Origin of the sequence: Streptomyces sp. NPDC059850, from assembly GCF_042731515.1 — a bacterium.
Taxonomy (GTDB): domain Bacteria; phylum Actinomycetota; class Actinomycetes; order Streptomycetales; family Streptomycetaceae; genus Streptomyces.
Window position 1 is genome coordinate 206,209 of record NZ_JBHWJI010000005.1, and the last position, 20,149, is coordinate 226,357.

At 68.6% G+C, this 20,149-nt stretch carries 19 protein-coding genes and 1 tRNA gene; 9 read left to right on the forward strand and 11 right to left on the reverse strand.

Annotated features, from left to right (window positions below; genetic code table 11):
- The first annotated feature begins 65 nt into the window (after positions 1-65).
- Together ACFV9T_RS06395 and ACFV9T_RS06400 are read left to right on the forward strand one after the other, a co-directional pair.
- Positions 66-1,451: an amino acid permease gene (locus ACFV9T_RS06395; RefSeq protein WP_385437138.1), complete on the forward strand. Its 1,386-nt coding sequence runs from the start codon at positions 66-68 to the stop codon at positions 1,449-1,451.
- A gap of 261 nt (positions 1,452-1,712) precedes the next feature.
- Entirely contained in the window at positions 1,713-2,201 is a 489-nt protein-coding gene (locus ACFV9T_RS06400) for a universal stress protein (RefSeq protein ID WP_385437065.1), read from the forward strand.
- 55 nt (positions 2,202-2,256) lie between these two features.
- Here ACFV9T_RS06400 and ACFV9T_RS06405 read toward each other — a convergent pair whose 3' ends face one another.
- The gene (locus ACFV9T_RS06405; protein WP_385437066.1) at positions 2,257-3,399 is read right to left on the reverse strand and encodes a LuxR C-terminal-related transcriptional regulator; all 1,143 of its coding nucleotides are present in this window, start codon (positions 3,397-3,399) and stop codon (positions 2,257-2,259) included.
- Between the two features lie 440 nt (positions 3,400-3,839).
- Here ACFV9T_RS06405 and ACFV9T_RS06410 point away from each other — a divergent pair, with 440 nt between their 5' ends.
- From ACFV9T_RS06410 to ACFV9T_RS06430, 5 genes are all read left to right on the forward strand, one after another.
- Positions 3,840-5,261 (forward strand): FAD-dependent oxidoreductase, encoded by a 1,422-nt coding sequence (locus ACFV9T_RS06410; RefSeq protein WP_385437067.1) that lies wholly within the window; start codon positions 3,840-3,842, stop codon positions 5,259-5,261.
- 110 nt (positions 5,262-5,371) lie between these two features.
- Positions 5,372-6,664, forward strand: a complete 1,293-nt coding sequence (locus tag ACFV9T_RS06415; RefSeq protein ID WP_385437068.1) for a pyridoxal phosphate-dependent aminotransferase — start codon at positions 5,372-5,374, stop codon at positions 6,662-6,664.
- 173 nt (positions 6,665-6,837) lie between these two features.
- Positions 6,838-7,755, forward strand: coding sequence for a DMT family transporter (locus ACFV9T_RS06420; protein ID WP_385437070.1), 918 nt, complete (start codon positions 6,838-6,840; stop codon positions 7,753-7,755).
- Positions 7,756-7,826: 71 nt separating this feature from the next.
- Positions 7,827-9,029: an aminotransferase class I/II-fold pyridoxal phosphate-dependent enzyme gene (locus tag ACFV9T_RS06425; protein ID WP_385437072.1), complete on the forward strand. Its 1,203-nt coding sequence runs from the start codon at positions 7,827-7,829 to the stop codon at positions 9,027-9,029.
- A gap of 9 nt (positions 9,030-9,038) precedes the next feature.
- Positions 9,039-10,328 carry an amidohydrolase gene (locus ACFV9T_RS06430; RefSeq protein WP_385437073.1) on the forward strand — a complete coding sequence of 430 codons (1,290 nt, stop codon included), beginning with the start codon at positions 9,039-9,041 and terminating at the stop codon, positions 10,326-10,328.
- 63 nt (positions 10,329-10,391) lie between these two features.
- On the opposite strand, the gene ACFV9T_RS06435 is transcribed toward ACFV9T_RS06430, so the two are convergent.
- The 7 genes from ACFV9T_RS06435 to ACFV9T_RS06465 all read right to left on the reverse strand — a co-directional run bounded on the left by ACFV9T_RS06435 (position 10,392) and on the right by ACFV9T_RS06465 (position 17,110).
- On the reverse strand, positions 10,392-10,955 hold the full coding sequence (locus ACFV9T_RS06435) for a nitroreductase (RefSeq protein WP_385437074.1): 564 nt from the start codon (positions 10,953-10,955) through the stop codon (positions 10,392-10,394).
- A gap of 178 nt (positions 10,956-11,133) precedes the next feature.
- Positions 11,134-12,414, reverse strand: a complete 1,281-nt coding sequence (locus ACFV9T_RS06440; protein WP_385437140.1) for an aminotransferase class V-fold PLP-dependent enzyme — start codon at positions 12,412-12,414, stop codon at positions 11,134-11,136.
- 37 nt (positions 12,415-12,451) lie between these two features.
- A complete protein-coding gene (locus tag ACFV9T_RS06445) occupies positions 12,452-13,918 on the reverse strand; it encodes a PLP-dependent aminotransferase family protein (RefSeq protein ID WP_385437075.1) in 1,467 nt (488 codons plus the stop codon).
- Between the two features lie 162 nt (positions 13,919-14,080).
- Positions 14,081-14,944 (reverse strand): DUF2182 domain-containing protein, encoded by an 864-nt coding sequence (locus tag ACFV9T_RS06450; RefSeq protein WP_385437077.1) that lies wholly within the window; start codon positions 14,942-14,944, stop codon positions 14,081-14,083.
- Positions 14,941-15,537, reverse strand: coding sequence for a DUF1326 domain-containing protein (locus ACFV9T_RS06455; RefSeq protein WP_385437079.1), 597 nt, complete (start codon positions 15,535-15,537; stop codon positions 14,941-14,943). Before ACFV9T_RS06455 ends, ACFV9T_RS06450 begins: the two co-directional genes overlap by 4 nt.
- Positions 15,538-15,674: 137 nt before the next feature.
- Positions 15,675-16,403: a hypothetical protein gene (locus ACFV9T_RS06460; RefSeq protein WP_385437080.1), complete on the reverse strand. Its 729-nt coding sequence runs from the start codon at positions 16,401-16,403 to the stop codon at positions 15,675-15,677.
- A gap of 62 nt (positions 16,404-16,465) precedes the next feature.
- Complete coding sequence (locus ACFV9T_RS06465) at positions 16,466-17,110, reverse strand: hypothetical protein (protein WP_385437081.1); 645 nt, start codon at positions 17,108-17,110, stop codon at positions 16,466-16,468.
- Between the two features lie 315 nt (positions 17,111-17,425).
- Between ACFV9T_RS06465 and ACFV9T_RS06470 the strand changes: the two genes are divergently transcribed.
- Entirely contained in the window at positions 17,426-18,019 is a 594-nt protein-coding gene (locus ACFV9T_RS06470; protein ID WP_385437082.1) for a choice-of-anchor C family protein, read from the forward strand.
- Positions 18,020-18,080: 61 nt separating this feature from the next.
- Here ACFV9T_RS06470 and ACFV9T_RS06475 read toward each other — a convergent pair.
- Positions 18,081-18,154 (reverse strand) — tRNA-Lys (locus tag ACFV9T_RS06475).
- A gap of 165 nt (positions 18,155-18,319) precedes the next feature.
- Between ACFV9T_RS06475 and ACFV9T_RS06480 the strand changes: the two genes are divergently transcribed.
- Entirely contained in the window at positions 18,320-18,907 is a 588-nt protein-coding gene (locus ACFV9T_RS06480; RefSeq protein WP_385437083.1) for a lytic polysaccharide monooxygenase, read from the forward strand.
- Between the two features lie 100 nt (positions 18,908-19,007).
- Here the strand turns inward: ACFV9T_RS06480 and ACFV9T_RS06485 are convergent, their stop codons facing one another.
- Both ACFV9T_RS06485 and ACFV9T_RS06490 read right to left on the reverse strand, forming a co-directional pair.
- Positions 19,008-19,232 carry a DUF397 domain-containing protein gene (locus tag ACFV9T_RS06485; protein ID WP_385437084.1) on the reverse strand — a complete coding sequence of 75 codons (225 nt, stop codon included), beginning with the start codon at positions 19,230-19,232 and terminating at the stop codon, positions 19,008-19,010.
- A gap of 17 nt (positions 19,233-19,249) precedes the next feature.
- Entirely contained in the window at positions 19,250-20,134 is an 885-nt protein-coding gene (locus tag ACFV9T_RS06490) for a DUF5753 domain-containing protein (RefSeq protein ID WP_385437085.1), read from the reverse strand.
- Positions 20,135-20,149 lie beyond the last annotated feature (15 nt).

Here is a 20,149-nt window from a genome sequence, read left to right on the forward strand (position 1 = left end):
AGTTGGACAAGTTAAGCGAAGGCCCCACCGAGTACAGACGGGCCGTGGGCTCACGACAGCTGCAGATGATGGCTATCGGGGGCACCATCGGTACGGGGCTCTTCCTCGGTGCCGGGACCGCGATTTCGCAGGCCGGGCCCAGCCTGATCATCTGGTACGCGGTGGCCGGAGTCCTGCTCTATCTCGTCATGCGGGCGCTGGGGGAGCTGCTGACGGCGCGGTCGAGCCCCGGCGGGTTCGCCGACCACGCGCGGGAGTACCTGGGGCCGTTCTGGGGGTACGCCACCGCCTGGACGTACTGGATCATGTGGGTCACCACCGGGATGGCGGAGATCACCGCGGCCGGGCAGTACATGACGTACTGGTACCCCGAGTTCGCGCAGTGGAAGACCGCCCTGATCTCGCTGGCGGTGCTGGCCTGCGTGAACCTCATCTCCGTCAAGATCTTCGCGGAGCTGGAGTTCTGGTTCGCCATCATCAAGGTCGCCGCCATCGTCGGCATGATCATGATCGGCCTCGGCGTGCTCCTCATCGGCTTCAGCGACGCCGGTCCCACGGCCTCGGTCACCCATCTGTGGGCGGACGGCGGCGTCGTGCCGCGCGGCATCGGGGACTCGCTGCTCACGCTGCAGATCGTGCTCTTCGCCTACCTCGGCGTGGAGCTGGTGGGTGTCACGGCCGCCGAGACCAAGGATCCGGACAAGAACATCCCGCGCGCCATCAACAGCCTGCCGCTCCGCTTCGGCCTGTTCTACCTCGGCTCGCTGCTGGTGATCCTCTCCGTCGTCAGCTGGCAGGAGTTCCAGCCCGGGACCAGCCCCTTCGTCGCCGCCTTCGACAAGATCGGGATTCCCGGGGCCGCCAGCATCGTCAACTTCGTCGTCCTCACCTCCGCGCTGTCCTCCTGCAACGCGGGAGGCCTGTACGCGACGGCCCGCATGCTGCGCACCGCGAGCCTGAACCGGCACGGCCCGCAGGCGCTCGCGCGGCTCAGCAAGCGGGGCGTGCCGGTCGCGGCGGTGCTGGCCTCCGCCGTGGTCATGGCGACCGGGGTGTGGGTCAACGCCGTCGACCCGGAGCATGCCTTCGTCTACATCACGGCGGTGTCCACCGGCGGGGCCATCATGGTGTGGAGCGTCATCCTGGTGACGCACATGTTCTACCGCCGGGCGGTACGGAGCGAGACGACCCCGCGGTCGTCGTACCGGATGCCCGGGGCGCCGTACACGAACTGGCTGGTCCTGGCGTTCTTCGCCTTCATCGTCGTGCTGATCGCCTGGAACTCCGACACCCGTGTGGCGCTCTACGTCATCGCGGTGTGGTTCGTCCTCCTGGCGGTGGGCTACCCGGTGGTGCGATCCCGCTGGGGAGGCGGGCGTACGGAGGCCGTTGAGGACGCCGAGGACGCCGAGGACGCCAATGCCTCGGTGTCCGTGCAGGACTCCGCGTAGCTGCCGTGCCGCGCGAGCGATCGGATCGGCTGACCGCTCGCGCGGCCCGTAGGCCCGCCCGTAAGTCCGTAGGCCCGTAAGTCCGTGGGCCCCGATTCCATACCACTACTTTGCGATTGGCTATGCCACCCGCGCCCCGCCTGTCAGAAGATTGGTGACCGCACTGCCAGCAGTGCCTGGACAGTGGCCATCCAACCTGGCCGCTGTTCATGCCACCTTCGAAGCCCCGTGCAGGCCGACGGCGAGGAGACAGCAGCCCAGATGACCGGACAGCGCGTAGTGGTGGGGGTCAGTGGCTCGCTGGCGAGCTTGGCGGCCCTGCGTGCGGCTGTGGCCGAGGCACGCGAGAGCGGACGGGAACTCACCGCCGTGATCGCCTGGGAAACCCCGGAAGGGCGCGCGCTCTCCGCTCGCAACTGCAACCAGGAGTGGATCGGGCGCTGGCGGGAGGAAGCTCGGGGGCGCCTGGAACAGGCCTTCGACGAGGCTCTGGGCGGCACCCCGGCCGATGTACCGGTGCGCAAGCTGGCGGTGCGCGGCAAACCCGGCAGGGTGCTGAGCGCCGTGGCCGCCAAAGAGGGGCATGTGCTGGTGGTGGGGGCGCGCGCGGAGGCGCGATGGGCACCGGTACGCCGCTACGTACGAGGGCACGTCCAGTGCCCGGTGCTGACGGTGCCCGGCCTGGTGTCTCCGAAGCGGGTGGTACGGGAACTGCGCCGGGTGGCGGCCGAGGACTTCATCCGGATATGACGGATATGACGGTGCTTGCCGACCGTGCGGCTTCCCCGACCACCCTCGCAACCCCCTAGGCGGTCCGGCTGCCCTCGGGCGGCAGCTCGAAGACCTCGTCGTCCAGCCATCCGGCCTTGGCCGCGTTCACCCCGGCCTGGAAGCGGCTGCTGGCCTGGAGGCTCGCGGTGATCTCGGCGACCTTTCGGCGCACGGTCCGCTCGTGCACACCGAGCCGCCGCGATATGGCCTGGTCGGTCATGCCACCGGCCAGCATGCGCAGCAGGGTGGCCTGCTGGACGTTGTCGGGCTGCGAGGTCTGGCGAATGCTGGTGGGGGCGTGCATGACGACGGGTTTTCGTTCCTGATCCGCGGCGCCCTTATCCCCGGCTCCTTTGGATATCTCCGTGATGAACGGAGACGACTGGTACCAGTAGTGGTCGAATACGGACCGCAGGACCTCATTGACCAGCGGGCTCTGCATCACGATCATGCGCCGGTGGTGGGCGCCGTCGGCGAGCGGATGAGGCGGAGCGCCGAACAGCGCGGTGGAACGGTCGATGAGGGCGAAGCTCAGGGGAAGAGTGGGGTACGTGCGGAACTCCGCCCCCTTGCCCAGCAGCTCGCGAACGATATTCACCGGCTGCGGAACGCCCGCCGTGGACGACCTGACGACGCAGCGCAGCATGATGCCCCGGTCCAGAGTGGACGCGCACACCGGTTTCAACGAGTTGGCCAGTAACTTTCCGGATCCCAGCAGCGTCACCTCGCTGGCGGCGCCATGGATCTCCCTTTCGAGCGTGGCCTCGATGTCGGCCGGGTCCTCGACCACCATGACGCGGCTGCGGTCCATGTGGCTCATGTAGGAGGTCTTGAACACGGTCAGCGTGTCAAAGGCGCTGTCCCAGGCGGCGGTCATGTCGGCGCAGAAGTCGGCCACCCGGGTTTTCGCCTCGCCCAGCAAATCCCCCAGCGCATTCTGTGGCGGCAGCGCTATCCAGCCACTTGGCGTGCTGCCGCTTTCGGCGAAGAGACCCAGTCGATTGAGCAATCGGATGCTGTCTTCAAGTGCCAGTTCCGGCCAGCCGAGTCGTCGCATCGCGCCATGTGGCGTCCAGCCGACGTCTTCGAGCGCCAGTTCGTAGAGTGCCTGGGCCTGCTCTCGATGCGTTCCCTGTGCGGTAGTCCCGAGTGTTGACGCAGCGTAATTCTCGCGCATGTCAAGCCCCACCTTCGTCCGAGAAGCAGTAATCGAGCAGACGGATTCTGTCGATGTCCGTCCCACACCATCGGAATCGGGTGACGCACCGACCCCGTTCGTTTCCCGACGCACCCAAGCTAGATATGTGCATGTCACCAAAGCAACGCGACCATAGCGGGACAAACGTCCTGAGGGGGCCATGTCCGGCACATGTGGTTTGGAGGATCGTTTCCCGCTTGTGTCCGGCGTCGACCGTGGTCGTTGAGGCTCTTCAGGCCAACGCCCGGGGCGACATCCGGCGACTTCCGCTTCCGGGCATGCCCTGATCAGGCCGATGGGCCACCGACCCTGAGCCGTGGTCGTGCGCCATGCTGATGAGATCACGATGCTCACATATCCGAGTTCGCGATCGATACGCGATCCATTGGCGATCCATTCGGCGGTCAACAGGGACGGACATGAAGAAGCGTATTGTCATCATCGGGAATGGCATGGCCGGTACGCGGACGGTGGCGGAACTGGTCCACCGGGACCCGGAATCACGCATCACCGTCCTTGCCGCGGAAGAGCACGCCGCCTACAACCGCACCATGCTGACCGAAGTTCTGTCGGGGATGGTGAACGAGGGCGAGATTCCTCTCTCGGAGGATCAGGGAACGGCTACCGTGAAAACGGGTGTACGGGCCGTGGCGATCAACCGGAAACGCCGAACGGTCACGGACAGCAACGGTATTGAGCATCCGTACGACGCGCTCGTCGTGGCCACTGGGGGAACCCCGCGCGTACCGGCGGGGATCGCGGGCCTTTTCGGTGACACCGGGGAATTACTGGAAGGCGCCGCTTGCTTTCACACCCTCGACGACTGCCGCCGCATCCTGCGCGCCGCCGAACCGGGCTCCCGCGCCGTGGTCGTGGGCGGTGGCGTGCTGGGCCTGGAAACGGCCCGCGCCCTCGTCAGCCGGGGGGCCGATGTGGAGGTGCTGCACGCCGACAAGGTCGTGATGAACCGCCAGCTCGACCAGACGGCATCGGATCTCGTCGTACGGAAACTGACATCCCTCGGTGTGACCGTCCATCTCGGCTCCACGATCACCCAGGTCGCGGGCGACCGGCGGGTGCGGCGGGTGCGGATGGAGGACGGCGCGTGGGTGCCCTGTGATCTCCTCGTCCTCTCCTGCGGATTCGAGGCGAATACGGCACTGGCCGCGGCGGCGGAACTCCCCGTCGGCAGAGGCGTACTCGTGGACGAGGACATGCGCACCGCCGATCCCGCCATTTACGCCATCGGCGACTGCGCCGAATTACGGGGCGTCGTCAGCGGACTGGTCGGCGAGGCCTGGCAGCACGCCCGAATCGCCGCGGAGTCCATCACCGGAGTGCGTGACGAGAACGCCCCCGCCACGATTCCCCCGGCCGTCACGCGTTTGAAGGCGCCGGGCATCGAACTGACCGTGATGGGGGAGTCCAACGCTCCGGACGGCCCGAATGTGCACGCCGTCGAAGAGGTCGATCGCGGCGCGTACCGGCGGATCGTCCTGCGTGAGGGGCGTATCAGCGGTGCCCTGGTGCTCGGCGGCGAGGAGTCGGATGCCGCGCCGTTCATCGAGCACTACCACGCCGGTACCCGGCTGACGCAGGCCAAGGTCATGCGTTTGTTGCGGCGGGAGGACATAGGAGAGGAGGAATCCGCCCAGAAGGCGGCCGATATCGCCGTCTGTTACTGCAACAACGTCCCGCAGAAAAGGATTCTGGAGGCCTGGGCCCAGGGGGCGGGCAGCATCGCGGCGATCGCCCGCAGCACCAAGGCGACCACGGGGTGCGGCATTTGCCGCACCAAGGTCGAGGCGTTGCTGGCCTCGGCCGGGTCGGCGGCCGAGTAACCACTAATCACGGGGCGGCGGGAGGCCCGCTTCGCTACCCTCAGGGCGTACCGGAGGAGAACTCTCCTCCGTGGTCGCACGCGAAGGGTGTCACGATGGGGAGCGAGAAAATGGGGCGCATCATTTCAATTCCGCCCGGTGGCCGTCGGCATGACGCAAGGGAAGCCGACGCGCTGTCCCGGCCGTTGGCGACGCTCGGTCAGTCGGCCAAATTAGCCGATGTCTGCTACGACATCCGCGGCCCCCTCGCGACGGAGGCGAAGCGTCTCGAACGCGAGGGGCACCGGATTCTCAAGCTGAACACCGGAAACCCCGCCGCCTTCGGCTTCGAAGCCCCCGCCGACATCGTGCTGGACATGCAGCGAGCCCTCGCCGAATCACACGGCTACGGCGACTCACAAGGGCTGGTCGCCGCGCGCAGAGCCGTCGTCCAGTACTACGAGACCCAGGGCGTCGAGGGCATCGATATCGACGATGTCTACCTCGGTAACGGCGCCTCCGAACTCATCCAGATGGCGATGCAGGGCCTCCTGGACGACGGGGACGAAGTCCTCATCCCGTCACCCGACTACCCCCTGTGGACGGCGTCCGTGAGCCTCGCGGGCGGAAAGCCGGTCCATTACATCTGCGATGAGAAAGCGGACTGGTATCCCGACCTCAACGACATCGAGGCGAAGATAACCGACCGGACCAAGGCCATCGTCCTGATCAATCCGAACAACCCCACGGGCGCGGTCTACGACGAGGCCCTGCTGCGCGGCATCGCCGAGATCGCGGGACGCCACCAGCTTCTCCTGTGCGCCGATGAGATCTACGACAAGATTCTCTACGATGACGTCGAGCACATTCCGCTGGCCTCGATAGCCCCGGACCTTCTCTGCCTGACGTTCAATGGATTGTCCAAGTCCTATCGGGTATGCGGCTACCGCTCGGGATGGCTGGCCGTCAGCGGCCCCAAGGCGCACGCCAGGGAATACCTGGAAGGGCTGAACATCCTGGCCAACATGCGCCTGTGCCCCAATGTCCCCTCCCAGCACGCGGTCGCCACCGCCCTGGGCGGCCGCCAGTCCATCAACGACCTCGTGCTCCCCGGCGGCCGACTGCACGCCCAGCGCGAGACGGCCTGGCGAATGCTCAACGACATCCCCGGCGTGAGCTGCACCAAGCCCAAGGGCGCCCTCTACGCCTTTCCCAAATTGGACCCGTCGGTCTATCCGGTGGACGACGACGAACAGCTCGTCCTGGATCTGCTGCGGCAGGAGAAAATTCTCCTGGTCCACGGCCGGGGATTCAATTTGCCCACCCCCGACCACTTCCGGCTCGTCACCCTCCCCGACACCGAGCAGCTGGCGGACGCCATCACCCGTATCGGCTCGTTCCTCGCGGACTACCGGAAGTCCTGAGCAGCGCTTTCATACGGCACCAAGCCACGACCTGAGGATTGGCCAGGGACCAGGAGACGGCAGCGCTCTAGCGTGATGGGCCGGGCCGGACAGGCCCGGCCCATCCCCCTCACCCCAGAAGAGGCAGAAAGAGCATGAAATCCCCGAAGACGACGTCGCCAACCATGAACGGCATGGGGCTCTTACTGGCCGTGCTGGGCGTGGTGACCTTCTCCCTCACCTTTCCTGCCACGCAAAAGGCGCTGCCGTCCTTCAATGCCTGGACGATCGGCATCGGCCGTGCCGTCATCGCCGCCATCCCGGCGGCCATTTGGCTGAAGGTCAAGGGCGTCCCCCGGCCGAGCCGGGAACACCTGATCCCCCTTCTGCTCGTCGGCGTGGGCATCGTCGCCGGATATCCCATCTTCACCGCGCTCGCCCTGGAGCACGTCAGCTCCGGGCACGCCGCGGTCGTCACCGGGCTGCTGCCGCTGGCCACCGCCGTCTTCGGCCGTCTGCGCGGGGAGCGTCCCAGCGCGCTCTTCTGGTGGGCCGCCGCCGCGGGCGCCGCCGTGATCGTGGCGTACAGCCTGCAGCACGGAATCGACGGACTCGCCCTCGCCGACCTGCTGCTCCTGGGCTCCCTCATCACCGGCGGCCTGGGCTACGCCGAGGGCGGCCGACTCTCCAAGATGATGCCGGGCTGGCAGGTCATCTCCTGGGGCCTGGTCCTCTCCCTGCCGCTCACCGTGCCGATCACGGCGGTGTCGCTCGCGGTGTCCCCGCCCCATGACATCGCGGTCGAGCCCCTCATCGGCCTCGCCTATGTCTCGATCTTCTCGATGTTCCTCGGGTTCTGCGCCTGGTACCCCGGTCTGGCCCGGGTCGGCGTCACCCGTGGCAGCCAGATCCAGCTGCTGCAGCCCCTGCTGACCGTCGGGTGGGCGGCGCTGCTGCTGGACGAGTCGATCAGCGCCTGGACGCTGGCCGCCGCGGTCCTGGTCCTGGCGTGCGTCGGCCTGGCCCAGTGGGCACGGCTGTCCCTGACGCCCCCATCGGCCAAGCCGGAGCCGGTCGTGGCGGAGAAACCGGTCACCGTAGAAACCTCATGACCTCCTTCGGAGACGTCCGTGCGGGACCGGTACCGGTGCCGGTATCGCCGCCGGTACGGCCGGGGGAGCGCGTGGGTCCGCGCCCCCCGGCCGGCCGTACGCACACGCTCAGACCCGCCACGGGCGCCCTGACCGCCGCCGACCGGCTCGAACGCAGCGGCCACCGCGTCCTGCGGCTGCACAAGGCGGACCCGGTGGCTTTCGGATTCCAGCCACCGGGCAGCCTCGTCCTGGATGTGCACCGCGCGCTGGCGGACTCCTCCGGATACGGCCACCCCCAGGGCCTGGCCACCGCCCGCCGGGCCATCGCCCAGCACTACGTGAGCGCGGGGGTGCCCCGCGTCGACATCGACGACGTCCACGTCGGAAACGGCGCCTCGGAACTCATCCTCATGGCCGCCCAGGCCGTACTGGAGGACGGCGACGAGGTGCTGGTCCCGCTGCCCGGCCACCCGCTGTGGACCGGAGCCGTCACCATGGCCGGGGCCACGCCCGTGCCCTACCGGTGCGACGAGCAGGCGGGCTGGCAGCCGGACCTGGCCGACCTGGAGCGCCGGATCACGGCGCGCACCAAGGGCCTGCTGGTCATCAACCCCAACAACCCCACCGGTGCCGTCTACGGCCGGGCGGTGCTGCGCGATCTGGCCGAGGTGGCCCGACGGCACGGCCTGATCCTGTTCACGGACGAGGTCCACGACAAGATCCTGTTCGACGGCGCCACGCACACCCCGCTCGCGACGCTCGCCGACGGCCTCGTATGCCTCACCTTCAACAGCCTCTCCAAGGCCTATCGGGTCGGCGGCTACCGGGCGGGCTGGCTCCTGGTCACCGGTCCGCCGCGCCGTACGAAGCCGTTCGCCGAGGCCCTGGGCGCCCTCGCCGCTCTGCGCGGCTGCCCCAACGTACCGGCGCAGCACGCCATCGCCCCCGCGCTCGGCGGGCGCGACGCCACCGCGATGACCCTACCGGGCGGCCGCCTGGCGGAGCAGCGCGAATTCGCCTGGCGGGTGCTCAACGACGTGGGAATGCGCTGCGTCAAACCGCGCGGCGGGCTGTACGTGTTCGCCGGGCACCGCAAGGCGATGTCCCGTATCACGGACGACCGCCGTCTGATGCTCGACCTCCTGCACCAGGAAAACATCCTCGTGGCCCCGGGCAGTGATTTCGGCTGGCCCACCCCGAACCGGCTGCGGTTCGTGACGCTGGCCGATTCCGACACGCTCACCGACGCCATCGTCCGTACCAGCCGATTTCTCGAAGAGTACCGGCAGTAGGGAGAATTCATGACCGGCATATACGCCCATATCGATGCCGCCCTGCCGCGCCTGGAGGAGCTGTACCGGGACCTCCACGCGCACCCCGAACTCGCCTTCCAGGAACAGCGCACGGCATCCGTGGTGGCCGACCGGCTCACGGGGTCCGGATGGGACGTCACCACGGGCGTCGGCCGGACGGGGGTGGTCGCGGTCCTGCACAACGGCCCGGGGCCGGTGGTCATGCTGCGCGCCGACATGGACGGGCTGCCGGTACGTGAACAGACCGGACTGCCGTACGCGTCCACGGTCACCGCTGCGGGCGAGGACGGCACCCAGGTGCCCGTCATGCACGCCTGCGGACACGACATCCATGTGACCTGCCTGCTCGGCGCCTGCGAGCTGTTCGCCGCGCACCGCGACGCGTGGCGGGGGACCGTCCTCGCCGTCTTCCAGCCCGCCGAGGAGAGCGGGCTCGGCGCGCACGCGATGGTGGACGACGGTCTCTTCGACCGCTTCCCCAAGCCGGACATCATCCTCGGCCAGCACGTCGGGCCCGGCCCGGCCGGGATGGTGGCCAAGGTCCCCGGCACCGTGATGGGCGCCGCCGACAGCCTCACCATCCGGCTCTTCGGCCGCGGCGGCCACGGCTCCAAACCGGAATCCGCGGTGGACCCGGTGGTGATGGCGGCCTCCCTGGTCGGCCGACTCCAGACCATCGTGTCCCGCACCGTGCCCGCCCAGGAGTCCGTCGTCGTCACCGTGGGGTATCTACGGGCCGGACTCACCGCCTCCGTCATCCCGGACGAGGCGCGACTCGGCGTCAACATCCGTACGTTCTCCCCGGGCGTGCGCCAGCAGGTCGTCGACACCATCAGCCGTTTCGCGAAAGCGGAGGCGCTGGCGGCCGGTGCCCCCCGGGAACCGGAGATCACCTCGCGCTACCAGCTGCCCGCCACCGTCAACGAACCCGCCGCGACCGAGCGCGTCGCGGCCGCGCACGAGGCCGTCTTCGGCGCCGACGCGGTCATCGCCATGGGGCCGAACACCGCCAGCGAGGACTTCGGGGTGCTCGGCACCGCCGCCGGGGTGCCCTCGGTGTTCTGGTTCTTCGGCGGCAACGACCCGGAGGAGTTCCACACCGCCCTCCTCAACGACCGGCTCGCGGAGGACATCCCGCAGAACCACTCCTCCACCTTCGCCCCGGTCCCCGGCCCGACCATCGCCGCCGGTGTCCGGGCCATGACCGGCGCGGCCCTGGCCTACCTCGCGGCACAGACCGCCGAAGCCCCCGCGGCCCAGGTCGGCTCCCCGGCGTAATACGACACCGTCCCGCGCACCGGGGGGTGCGCGGGACGACGTCGCGGCGGCAAGAGGGGGCCGTTAGGCCTGCGGCACCAGGGCGCCTATGGACGAGAACTTCGAGTGGCCGTCGATCGGCCGCCGCACGAAGGAAGACCCGGTCTCCTCCTCCGTACCGACATACAGCCAGCCGAGGCACTGCTCGTCCGCACCGATGTCCAGCACCTTGCGCACCTCGGCGTACTCGGTGGACGGGCCGGTACGCCAACTGCTGCTCCAGCCCCGGTCGTGCAGCAGCAACACCAGCGTCTGGATCGCACAGGCGGTGGCCGCCAGCTGCTCCCAGCGCGGAATCCTCGGACGGTCCTCCGGCCGGAAGACGATCGTGACGAGGAGCGGAGCCCGCAGCGCCTTGTCGACCGTACGCTCGCGCGGCGTCCCGCCCTCCGCGGCGTCGGCCATCGCCTCGCCGAGGGCGCGCCGGGCCTCGCCGCGAAGATTGATGAGCCGCCAGGGTGAGAGCCGTCCGTGGTCCGGCGCCGTCCCGGCCAGCGATACCAGCTCGGCCAGTTCCGCGTCCGTCGGCGCCGGCCCCAGCAATCGGGCGCCGCTGCGCCGGGTGATCACGGCTTGCGCGACATTCATCGTCCACCTCGTATTCTCACCGGCGGATTCACCGCCTACACGAAAGCAACCGCCCCGGGAGAGACGGTTGAACGCTTCCATGCTCGGTGGAAAACCCTTCCGCTGGCGAGATGGGACGCCTGTCTCAAAGCGGCCATGACCGGTTCCGCCGCCGCGCGCGAGATGGCGCAAACGAGAATTACGCGAAGAAACGCTGCGCTGATTCAATACCGGCTATCAAAGCGGTCACATCCTCCGGGGTGTTATACACATAGAAGCTGGCGCGGGTGCTGGCGGGAATGGAGTAGCGGTCACAGATGGGCCGGGCGCAATGATGGCCGGTGCGCACGGCGACACCCTGGTCGTCCAGGACCTGACCCACGTCGTGCGGATGGATCCCGTCCACCGTGAAGGACACGGTGGCTCCGCGGTCCTCGGTGGTGACCGGGCCCACCACCGAGATGCCCTTCAGCCCGGCAAGACCCTCCAGGGTCAGCCGCGTCAGCTCCGCCTCGTGCGCCTCCACCGCCGTCATGCCGAGGTCGCTCAGATACGTGATCGCGGCGGCCAGGCCGACCGCCTGAGGGGCCAGCGGAACGCCCGCCTCGAAGCGCTGGGGCGGCGGCAGGAAGGTGGTCCGGTCCATCCGCACCGTTTCGATCATCGAACCACCGGTGATGAACGGAGGCATCTCCGCCAGCAGCTCCTGGCGGCCCCACAGCGCGCCGATCCCGTTGGGGCCGAGCATCTTGTGGGCGGAGAAGACGAGGAAGTCGGCGCCCAGCTCCGTCACGTCCAGCGCCTGGTGGGCCACCGACTGCGCCGCGTCCACCAGCACCAGGGCTCCGGCGGCGTGCGCCCGGCTGGCCAGCGAGGCGACGGGGTTGATCGTGCCGAGGACGTTCGACTGGTGGGTCACCGCCACCAGCTTGGTCCGCTCGCCGAGCGCCCGGTCGAAGCTCGCCTCGTCCAGGCGTCCCTCGGTGGTGATCGTCGCCCAGCGCAGCGTCGCCCCGGTCCGCTCGGCCAGCTGCTGCCAGGGCACCAGATTGGCGTGGTGCTCCATCTCGGTGACGAGGATCTCGTCGCCGGGGCCGAGCGTCAGCGGGGCGCCGCCCGGCCGCGTCGCGGACGCGTTGCTCAGCGCGTAGGCCACCAGGTTGATCGCCTCGGTGGCATTGCGGGTGAAGACGATGTCCGATTCCTGAGCGCCGAGGAACGCGGCGACGGACTGCCGGGCGGACTCGTACGCCTCGGTGGCCTCTTCGGCCAATTGATGCGCACCCCGGTGTGCGGCGGCGTTGTGCCGCAGATAGAAGTCCCGTTCCGCGTCCAGGACTTGGAGCGGCTTCTGCGAGGTGGCGGCCGAATCGAGATAGACGAGTGGTTTGTCGTCCCTGACCCGCCGGTCGAGGATCGGGAAATCCTTCTTGATGCTCTGTACGTCTAAGCGGGCCGTGGGGGCCGAATGCGCGTTGATCTGACTCTCCTTGTCGATTGTGGCGTCAGGTGTGGTGTCAGGCGACCCAGTGGGGGCTGGCCACGGTGGAGCACAGCGGCCCGTCCGCCAGGACGGATGCCAGGCGCCGCACCGCCTCCTCCAGCGTCTCGGGCGGAAGCGTGTAGGGGATGCGCAGACGGTTGTCGTGCGTCCCCGGGTCGGCGCCGAACCGGGCGCCGCCCTCGATCCGTACGCCCTTGGCCAGCACCCGGTCCGCCAGCGACGAGGCGATCGGCTCGCCCAGATCCACCCAGAGGGACAGGCCGCCGGGCGGTACCTGCGCGCGCCACCGCGGAAGATGGCGGGCCATCGCGGTCAGCAGCGCGGCGCGCTGGAGGCGGATCTGCGCGAGCCGGGGCAGCAGGATCTCGTCCGTCCGCACGATCAGCGAGGTCGCGAGCAGCTGGTCCATCACCGAACCGGCCATGTCCATGCTGACGCGCAGCTGCGCCAGCTTGGTGATCAGCCGTGGGGTCGCCCGCAGCCAGCCGATGCGCAGGCCACCCCAGTGGCTCTTGCTCATCGACCCCACGGTGATCACGTGCTCGGCCTTGCCGGGCCCGGCGTGGGCGACGAACGGCGGCGGCGCGGGCACGTCGAGGGCGATGTCGGCGAGCGTCTCGTCGATGATGAGCCAGGTGCCCGTACGGCTGGTCGCCCGCAGCACCTCGCCGCGCTGCTCGTCGGGCATGAGGCAGCCGACCGGGTTCTGGAAGTCGGGAATCAAGTACGCCAGCCGTGGCAGTGTCTGGCGCAGCGTGGCCTGCAGTATCTCCTCGTCCCAGCCGGACTCGGCTACGGGGACGGGGGTGGTGCGCAGCCGGGCGCGGCGAATGGCGTCCAGCGCGTTCGGGTACGTCGGGTTCTCCACCAGCACCCGGTCCCCACGGGAGGCCAGCAGGCTCAGGGTCAGCACCAGCCCCTGCTGGGCGCCCGAGGTCACCAGGATCTGGTCGGGCAGGGTCGGGACGCCGCGCTGGGTGTACCGGTCGGCGATGGCGGACCGCAGCCCGAGCAGCCCGAAGGGGTGGTAGCCGGGAGTGTGCACATGCTGCGTGAGCAGGGGCCCGCACTGGGCGAGCGCTTCAGTCAGCATGGTCTCGGGGAGCCCGAGGGCGGCCGCAGCCAGGTCGATGTTCTCATCCTCGGGGGACAGCGGCTGCCGGGCACCGGCCGGCCGCAGACCGTCCGGCAGCATGGTCCAGGTCCCGGAACCCCGGCGGCTGCGGGCGTATCCGCTGCCGCGCAGCAGATCGTAGGCCGCCGTGATGGTCGGGCGGCTGAGGGTGAGGACCCCCGCGAGTTCGCGCTCGGCGGGAAGCCGTACATGAAGGGCCAGCCGGCCTTCGAGGATCAGTGACCGGATGGCCTGGGCGAGATGCCGATAGGCAGGTCGGCTCTTGGACAGATCAGGTAAGAGCGCCGCTAATTGACGGGGGGTGACGGACCTGCCCGCGGAGTCGGCCATGGAAGTGTCAGGCATGCCATCTTCCCTCAGTTGGGCTCGAGTCACGGGCACAGCCTAACCACTCGGCTGGCCGTTCACCCCGGAGCGACGAATGGCCAATAAGGTCGGCTCCTTCCCGCTCGGGAACCGGTGTCCCGAGCAGGAAGGAGCCCATTTAAGACGAATCGCTATAGGCGATCAGGTGACCATGGCGGCGAGTGGAGTGGGGAGCAGGGGGTCCAGAATCAGGGCCACTCCCAGCGCCAGCATCGCCGCTCCCGTGACCATCGCGACGCGCTGCCCGGCCCGGAGCACGCGTTCGGCGAGGAACAGCAGCGTCAGCGCCCCCATCCAGATCACGTTGTGCAGCCCCACCGCCACCTGGACCAGCATCAGGGCCCAGCAACAGCCCAGGCAGTACAGGCCGTTGAGCGCCCCCGCCTTCAGGGTCCCGAGCCGTCCCGCCGCGAAGTCATGGGTCAGGACGAAGGACAGCGGGCTGCGGCACACCGTCAGGCAGCGGGTCTTGAGGCCGGTGAACTGGAAGGCGCCCGCCACGGTGATCACGGCCCCGGCCCCGGCCACTGCCCAGGTGCTGTCCTCACCGATCGGCAGGAGCCACCGCTTCAGCGCCACCAGCAGCAGCGGCACCAGACCGGAGACCACCCACACCACCAGATAGCCGGTGATGAAGACGCCGGTGTCCACCGCGCCCTTACGCCCCTTGGTGCGGGTCACGAACCGGTGCGCCGCGACGAGGGGGACCGCCACCGGCACCATCATGGCGACCACCATCCCGGCCCACATGGCCAGGAACATCAGCGCCTCGGCCAGCGACATGACCGGGGTGGCGGTGGTCCCGTGGTCCATCCCGTGGTGTCCGGCCATCGGCGGCGTCATCCCCGGGGCCGTTCCCGACTCCGTCCCCGGCCCCATCCCCGGCACCGACGGCATGTGGCCCGCGGAGTACATCCACCACCAGGCGAGCCCCGACACGGCGACCATCCACACACCGGTGGTGAGGGTCAGGCGCCGGATCACCCGCGCCGGGCTCGCCGTCACTCCTCGGACCCCATTTTCATGGGCCCGAAGTCGGCGTGTACCAGCGGCCAGTCCCATCCCAGGTCGGGATCGGAGAAGCGGCTCTCGGTCTTCGCCAGCAGCCGTTCCCCGCCGAAGGACATCAGGGCGTTGTGCACCGCGATCGGTGTCTCGCCGTCCCTGCCGAGCAGCGGCTTGAGCGGGATCGTGCTGGCCCGGCCCAGCTGGAAGTACGGCTTCTCACCGGAGTCGTCCATCTCGATCGGGACCCGGCGGATGCCCTTGAAGTCCTCGACGAGGGTGAAGAGCAGGGCCAGCAGCCCGCCCGCCTTGCCCGTGAGGATCTGTTCCATGGCCGCCGACTGGGCCTCGGGCGTGTCCTCGCCGATGTAGACGGCGACCTTCAGTCCGCCGTCCCAGACGTGCTTGACGGTGCGGTACGCGACGCCCAGCTTGCAGCCGGTGAGGTCGACGTCGCCGTAGAAACCCTTGTCGACGATGCCGACGCCGATGGCATCGCACGAGCCGTGTGTCGGCGCCTCGGCGAACCAGCAAGGACAGGGGGTGCCGCAGTTGCAGGCCCCGGCCAGCCGCCCTTCGATCGACCATTCCATAACGTGTGTCCACGCCCTTCCATATCGCCCAGTCCGCCTGGGGCATGCCACGAGGGGCTGGGTGCCGTGGGAATGGCCCACGGCACCCAGCGGGCTGTGCGGTGCGTCTTGGTGCGGTGCGTCTTGGTGCGGTGCCGTCAGGCGGCGGTCGAACCCGCGAGCGCGGCCTCACTGGCGCGAGTGGCCTCGTAGGCCTCGGTGAAGTACATGGTGAACAGCTTGTAGAGGTGGTCGAAGTGCTTCAGCAGGCGCTCGACGTCCGCGTCCGACTCCACCAGCGACATCAGGGTGTTCCACACGTCGCCGGTGTGGTCCTCGTCGATGTCGTAGTTGACGTGCGTCCGCGCGCCCCGGACCTCGTCCTTGCCGAGCGTGCTCTCCAGGTTGTCCAGCCAGTCCGGCTGGGTCTTCCGGGTGGTGTACTCCAGGAAGTAGCTGCTGGCGATGGCGGCGAGGGGGGTGCCCTCGAACTCCTGGCAGTAGAGGAAGTAGCCGTTCAGCAGCTTCGTCGCCAGGAACGGGTCGGTGGAGTACACCTCGTCGGGCTTGACGCCGAGCCGCTCCAGGTCGGCGAGGAACAGCTTGTCGTGGAGCATCTCGTCGTCGGTGTACTCGGCCCATTCCTTCGCCGCGACCGGGTTGTGCAGCGTGAAGTAGTGGATGGCGTGGGCGTCGATGGTGCGCTTGCGGCGGATGCGCAGGATGGTCTCGATGGTGTGCCGCTTGTAGTACGGCATGTCGACGTCCGAGGCCTTCAGGAAGTGGGTCGCGTACGGGACCTCGTTGTAGAACTTCTTGATGTAGTTGTTGAGCCTTTCGTCGACCTGCTTGCGGAGTTCCGGACGAATGATCTCGGTGTCGGACATGGCAGTCGAACTCCTTCACGGAACGGTGTGTGGATTGCTTCTTGCGCGTTACGGGTTACGGGTTACGGGTTCGTCCCGGAGGACGCCGGGACGCGCGGGCTGCCGAGGATTTCCGCCGTCGAGAATTCCGTCTTTCCGGCCGCTGCCGCCTCCAGCAGCGTTCCGAAGCCGTAGCCGGAGAGGCGGTCCACCACGTCTTGCAGATCGGCCACGATGGTGTAGTAGTCGTCGCCCCGCTCGGGCACCGAGTACGGACCGGCGACGACCTTCGCGCCCGATGCCTCGAACCCGGAGACCTTTCCTCCCCGGCAGTACGAGACGACCTTCTGGATGGGCAGATTCACCTTCGCCCACTGGGTCGCCCACCCGAAGAGCAGGCGGGAGTACGGCAGGTCCCGGCCCCGGCTCGGAACCGAGACCAGTCGGCCCAGCTCCCACACCGAGGGGTCGCCCTTGAGGTCCTCCGGGAGCAGACCCAGCTCCTCGATCTCCGTGACGCAGGCCGTGACCGGGACTATCCGCAGTGAGGCGCCAATGCGGTCCCCTTTGTGCAGCGTGAATACCTTGCCGTGCACATCGCGGTCCTTGTCGAGCCACCAGAAATCGCTATCCGGGAAACGAGGCTCGTACCGGACGAGGCGCAAGGCATGGGCCTCTGCGAGGTCCCCGATGTTCTCTGCCAGCGAGAACCTGTAGAGGTCGTCCATTTCTCCCCAATCGAATCTGTCAGAGCCCCTTTTGTTCGATCAGCATGAGTATGCGTCAGCGCAAGCCCGGTCGGCGGGGAAAAGTAATGCCCTGAACGGGACATGTCCTGATGCGAGCACCCGGCACAATGCGTTGGCCAGGGATTCCTGGCTGCCGGGGGCGGGTTGGTCAACTCGACGGCGCACCAGGGGAGTTCGTCCTCCCGCACACCTCCGTGCGCCGGTGACTCGGCCTTGGTCTCGGCCGGGCGATGCGGGAGATTCATCCGGGCGGTCAATTCAGACGCTCGCGCATCTTTCATTCAGGAGGGGAACATGTCGCCCATTCGCACCTTCGCTGCCGCGGTCATCGTCGCCGGTGTCCTCGCGGGAGCCGGTACGGGCGCCGCGCTGGCCGCGCCCGCGGCCAGCCACTTCGACGACGGCAGCTTCGAGACGCCCCGGGTCGCCGCCAATACGTTCGTGAACCTGGGGACGGGGCAGACCATCGGCCCATGGCGGGTCACCGGGGGGAACGTCGACCACATCGGGGCCGGGTTCTGGCAGGCCGCCGAGGGTGACCAGTCCGTCGACCTCAACGGTGTCAACGCGGGCACGGTGAGCCAGAACTTCACCACGGTGCCGGGGAAGCGCTACACGGTGACGTACTCCCTCGCCGGTAACCCCGCCGGGGGCCCGGCCCTGAAGGGCGGAAAGGTCCTGGTCAACGGCCAGAACTTCCAGAACTTCAGCTTCGACATCACCGGCAAGACCATGGCGAACATGGGCTATGTGACCCGCGAGGTGAGCTTCGTGGCCACCGGCCCCACCACGACCCTGGCGTTCGCCAGCACCATCTCCGGCGCCTATGGCCCGGTCATCGACGACGTCACGGTCCGCCACTGCGACCCGTGCCCGTCCTGCGACTGACAGCGAAACGCGAAAGCCCCGGCACGCGATGCGTGCCGGGGCTTTCGTGCGTATAGCCAGGTGCGCCGCCAGGGACTCGAACCCCGGACCCGCTGATTAAGAGTCAGCTGCTCTAACCAACTGAGCTAGCGGCGCCTGCTGACAACGGAATCTTACCGGAGGTCGGAGCGTGGTCCGAACCGTGCCGGACGGCCGGTTGTGATTGGTATGGACATGACCATCAGCCCTGGCTACGCTCCACTTGGTCTAGACCGCATCGCACGGCTCGCAGAAGCACCCCCACGCCTTCAGGAGCGAAGCATGCGCAAGAAGATCCGCGCCGCCGTGGTCGGCATCGGGCTCGCGGCGGTCACCGTCCTCGCGACCGGCGGCAGCGCCACCGGTCACGGCTACACCGACTCACCGATCAGCAGGCAGAAGCTGTGCGCCAACGGGACCGTCACCAACTGTGGCGAGATCCAGTACGAGCCGCAGAGCGTCGAAGGGCCCAAGGGCTTCCCGTCGGGCGGGCCCGCGGACGGGACGATCTGCGCGGGCGGCAACAGCCGGTTCGCCCCGCTCGACGATCCGCGCGGCGGCACGTGGCCCGCGACCAAGCTGACCGCCGGGAAGAGCTACACCTTCAACTGGCGGTTCACGGCCTCCCACGCGACCACCGACTTCAAGTACTACATCACCAAGAACGGCTGGAACCCGAGCACCAAGGTCACCCGCTCGAACCTCCAGTCCTTCTTGACCGTGCCGTACAACGGCCAGCGGCCGCCGTCCACGCTCTCCCACTCGGGGACCATCCCCAGCGGGATGACCGGACGGCATGTGATCCTCGCCGTCTGGACCATCGCGGACACCGGGAACGCGTTCTACGCGTGCTCGGACGTCCAGTTCTGACAGCAGTTCTGAGAGCAGGTCTGAGAGCGGTTCCGAGAGCAGGTCCGAGAGCAGAAGGGCCGCCCGGTCTTCCCGACCGGGCGGCCCTCGTCGGCTCACATCAGGCGTCGAACGTGCCCGCCTTCGCGCCCCGCAGGAAGGCGGCGAGCGTCGCCGGGGCCGTGGTCAGGACCACGCCCGGGTCGTCGCTCTCCCGGATCAGGAGCCGCCCGCCGCTGGCGGCGATCTCCACGCACTGGCCCTCGCCCACGGAGTACGAGGACTTGCGCCAGCGCGGACGGTGCTGGTTCCCGGCGAACAGTGCAGAGGTACATGAGGTGTTCATGTGTGGGGCCCTCTTTCTCATACGAGATCTGCGATGAGGCCCTTCGTCGCATCCGGAGACAGCGCGCTGTCGGCGATGCGGCCGAAGGCGTCGACGAAAACGTTGACGTCGTCGACCCCTTCGACGTACGTGGGGCCGCGCAGGTTCTCCTGGGAGACCACATCCGGCATCGGACCCGGAAAGCCCACAAGTGTGAACGCGCCCGCGTCCCCCGGGTTGGGCGCCGAGTCGATCGGCATCACCTGGAGCGTCACCGTCGGCCACTCCGCCACGTCCAGCAGACGGCGCAGCTGCTCGGCCATGATGGCCGGGCGGTCGGTGAACCGGCGGCGCAGCGCCGTCTCGTGGATGACGGCCCACAGCCTCAGCGGGGTCTCCGCGCGGGTCAGCACGGCCTGGCGGGCGAGCCGCACCTCGGCGAGGGCGCTGACCTCGGACGCGCTGCGGGCCCTGGCGTTCGCGGCGATTGTCTCGCGCGCGTACTCGGAGGTCTGGAGCAGCCCGGGGATGACCAGCGGGGCGTAGTCGCGGACCGAGTCGGCGTCCGACTCCAGCGATATGTAGTCGGCGTAGGCGGGCGCGACGACCCCGCGGTACGTCTGCCACCAGCCGCGCTTGCCCGCGTCCTTGGCGAGCCCCTCCAGCGCGACCTGGATGTCCCGGTCGGTGATCTCGTACGCCCGCAGCAGGACCTCGACCTCGGTGGTGCGGATGGTCGCGTTGGCGTTCTCGATGCGCGAGAGCTTGGGGGCGGTCCAGTGGCGGGCGCCAGGGGAGCCGTTCGCGGTCGCGTTGAGCGCTTCGGCGGCCGCGTCCAGGGTCATCCCCGCTTCGGTGCGCAGCCTCCGCAGAGTCGAACCCAGACGCCTGCGCCGTACGGTGGGCACTGGCTGGTAGGACATGCCGTCAGTCTGGCC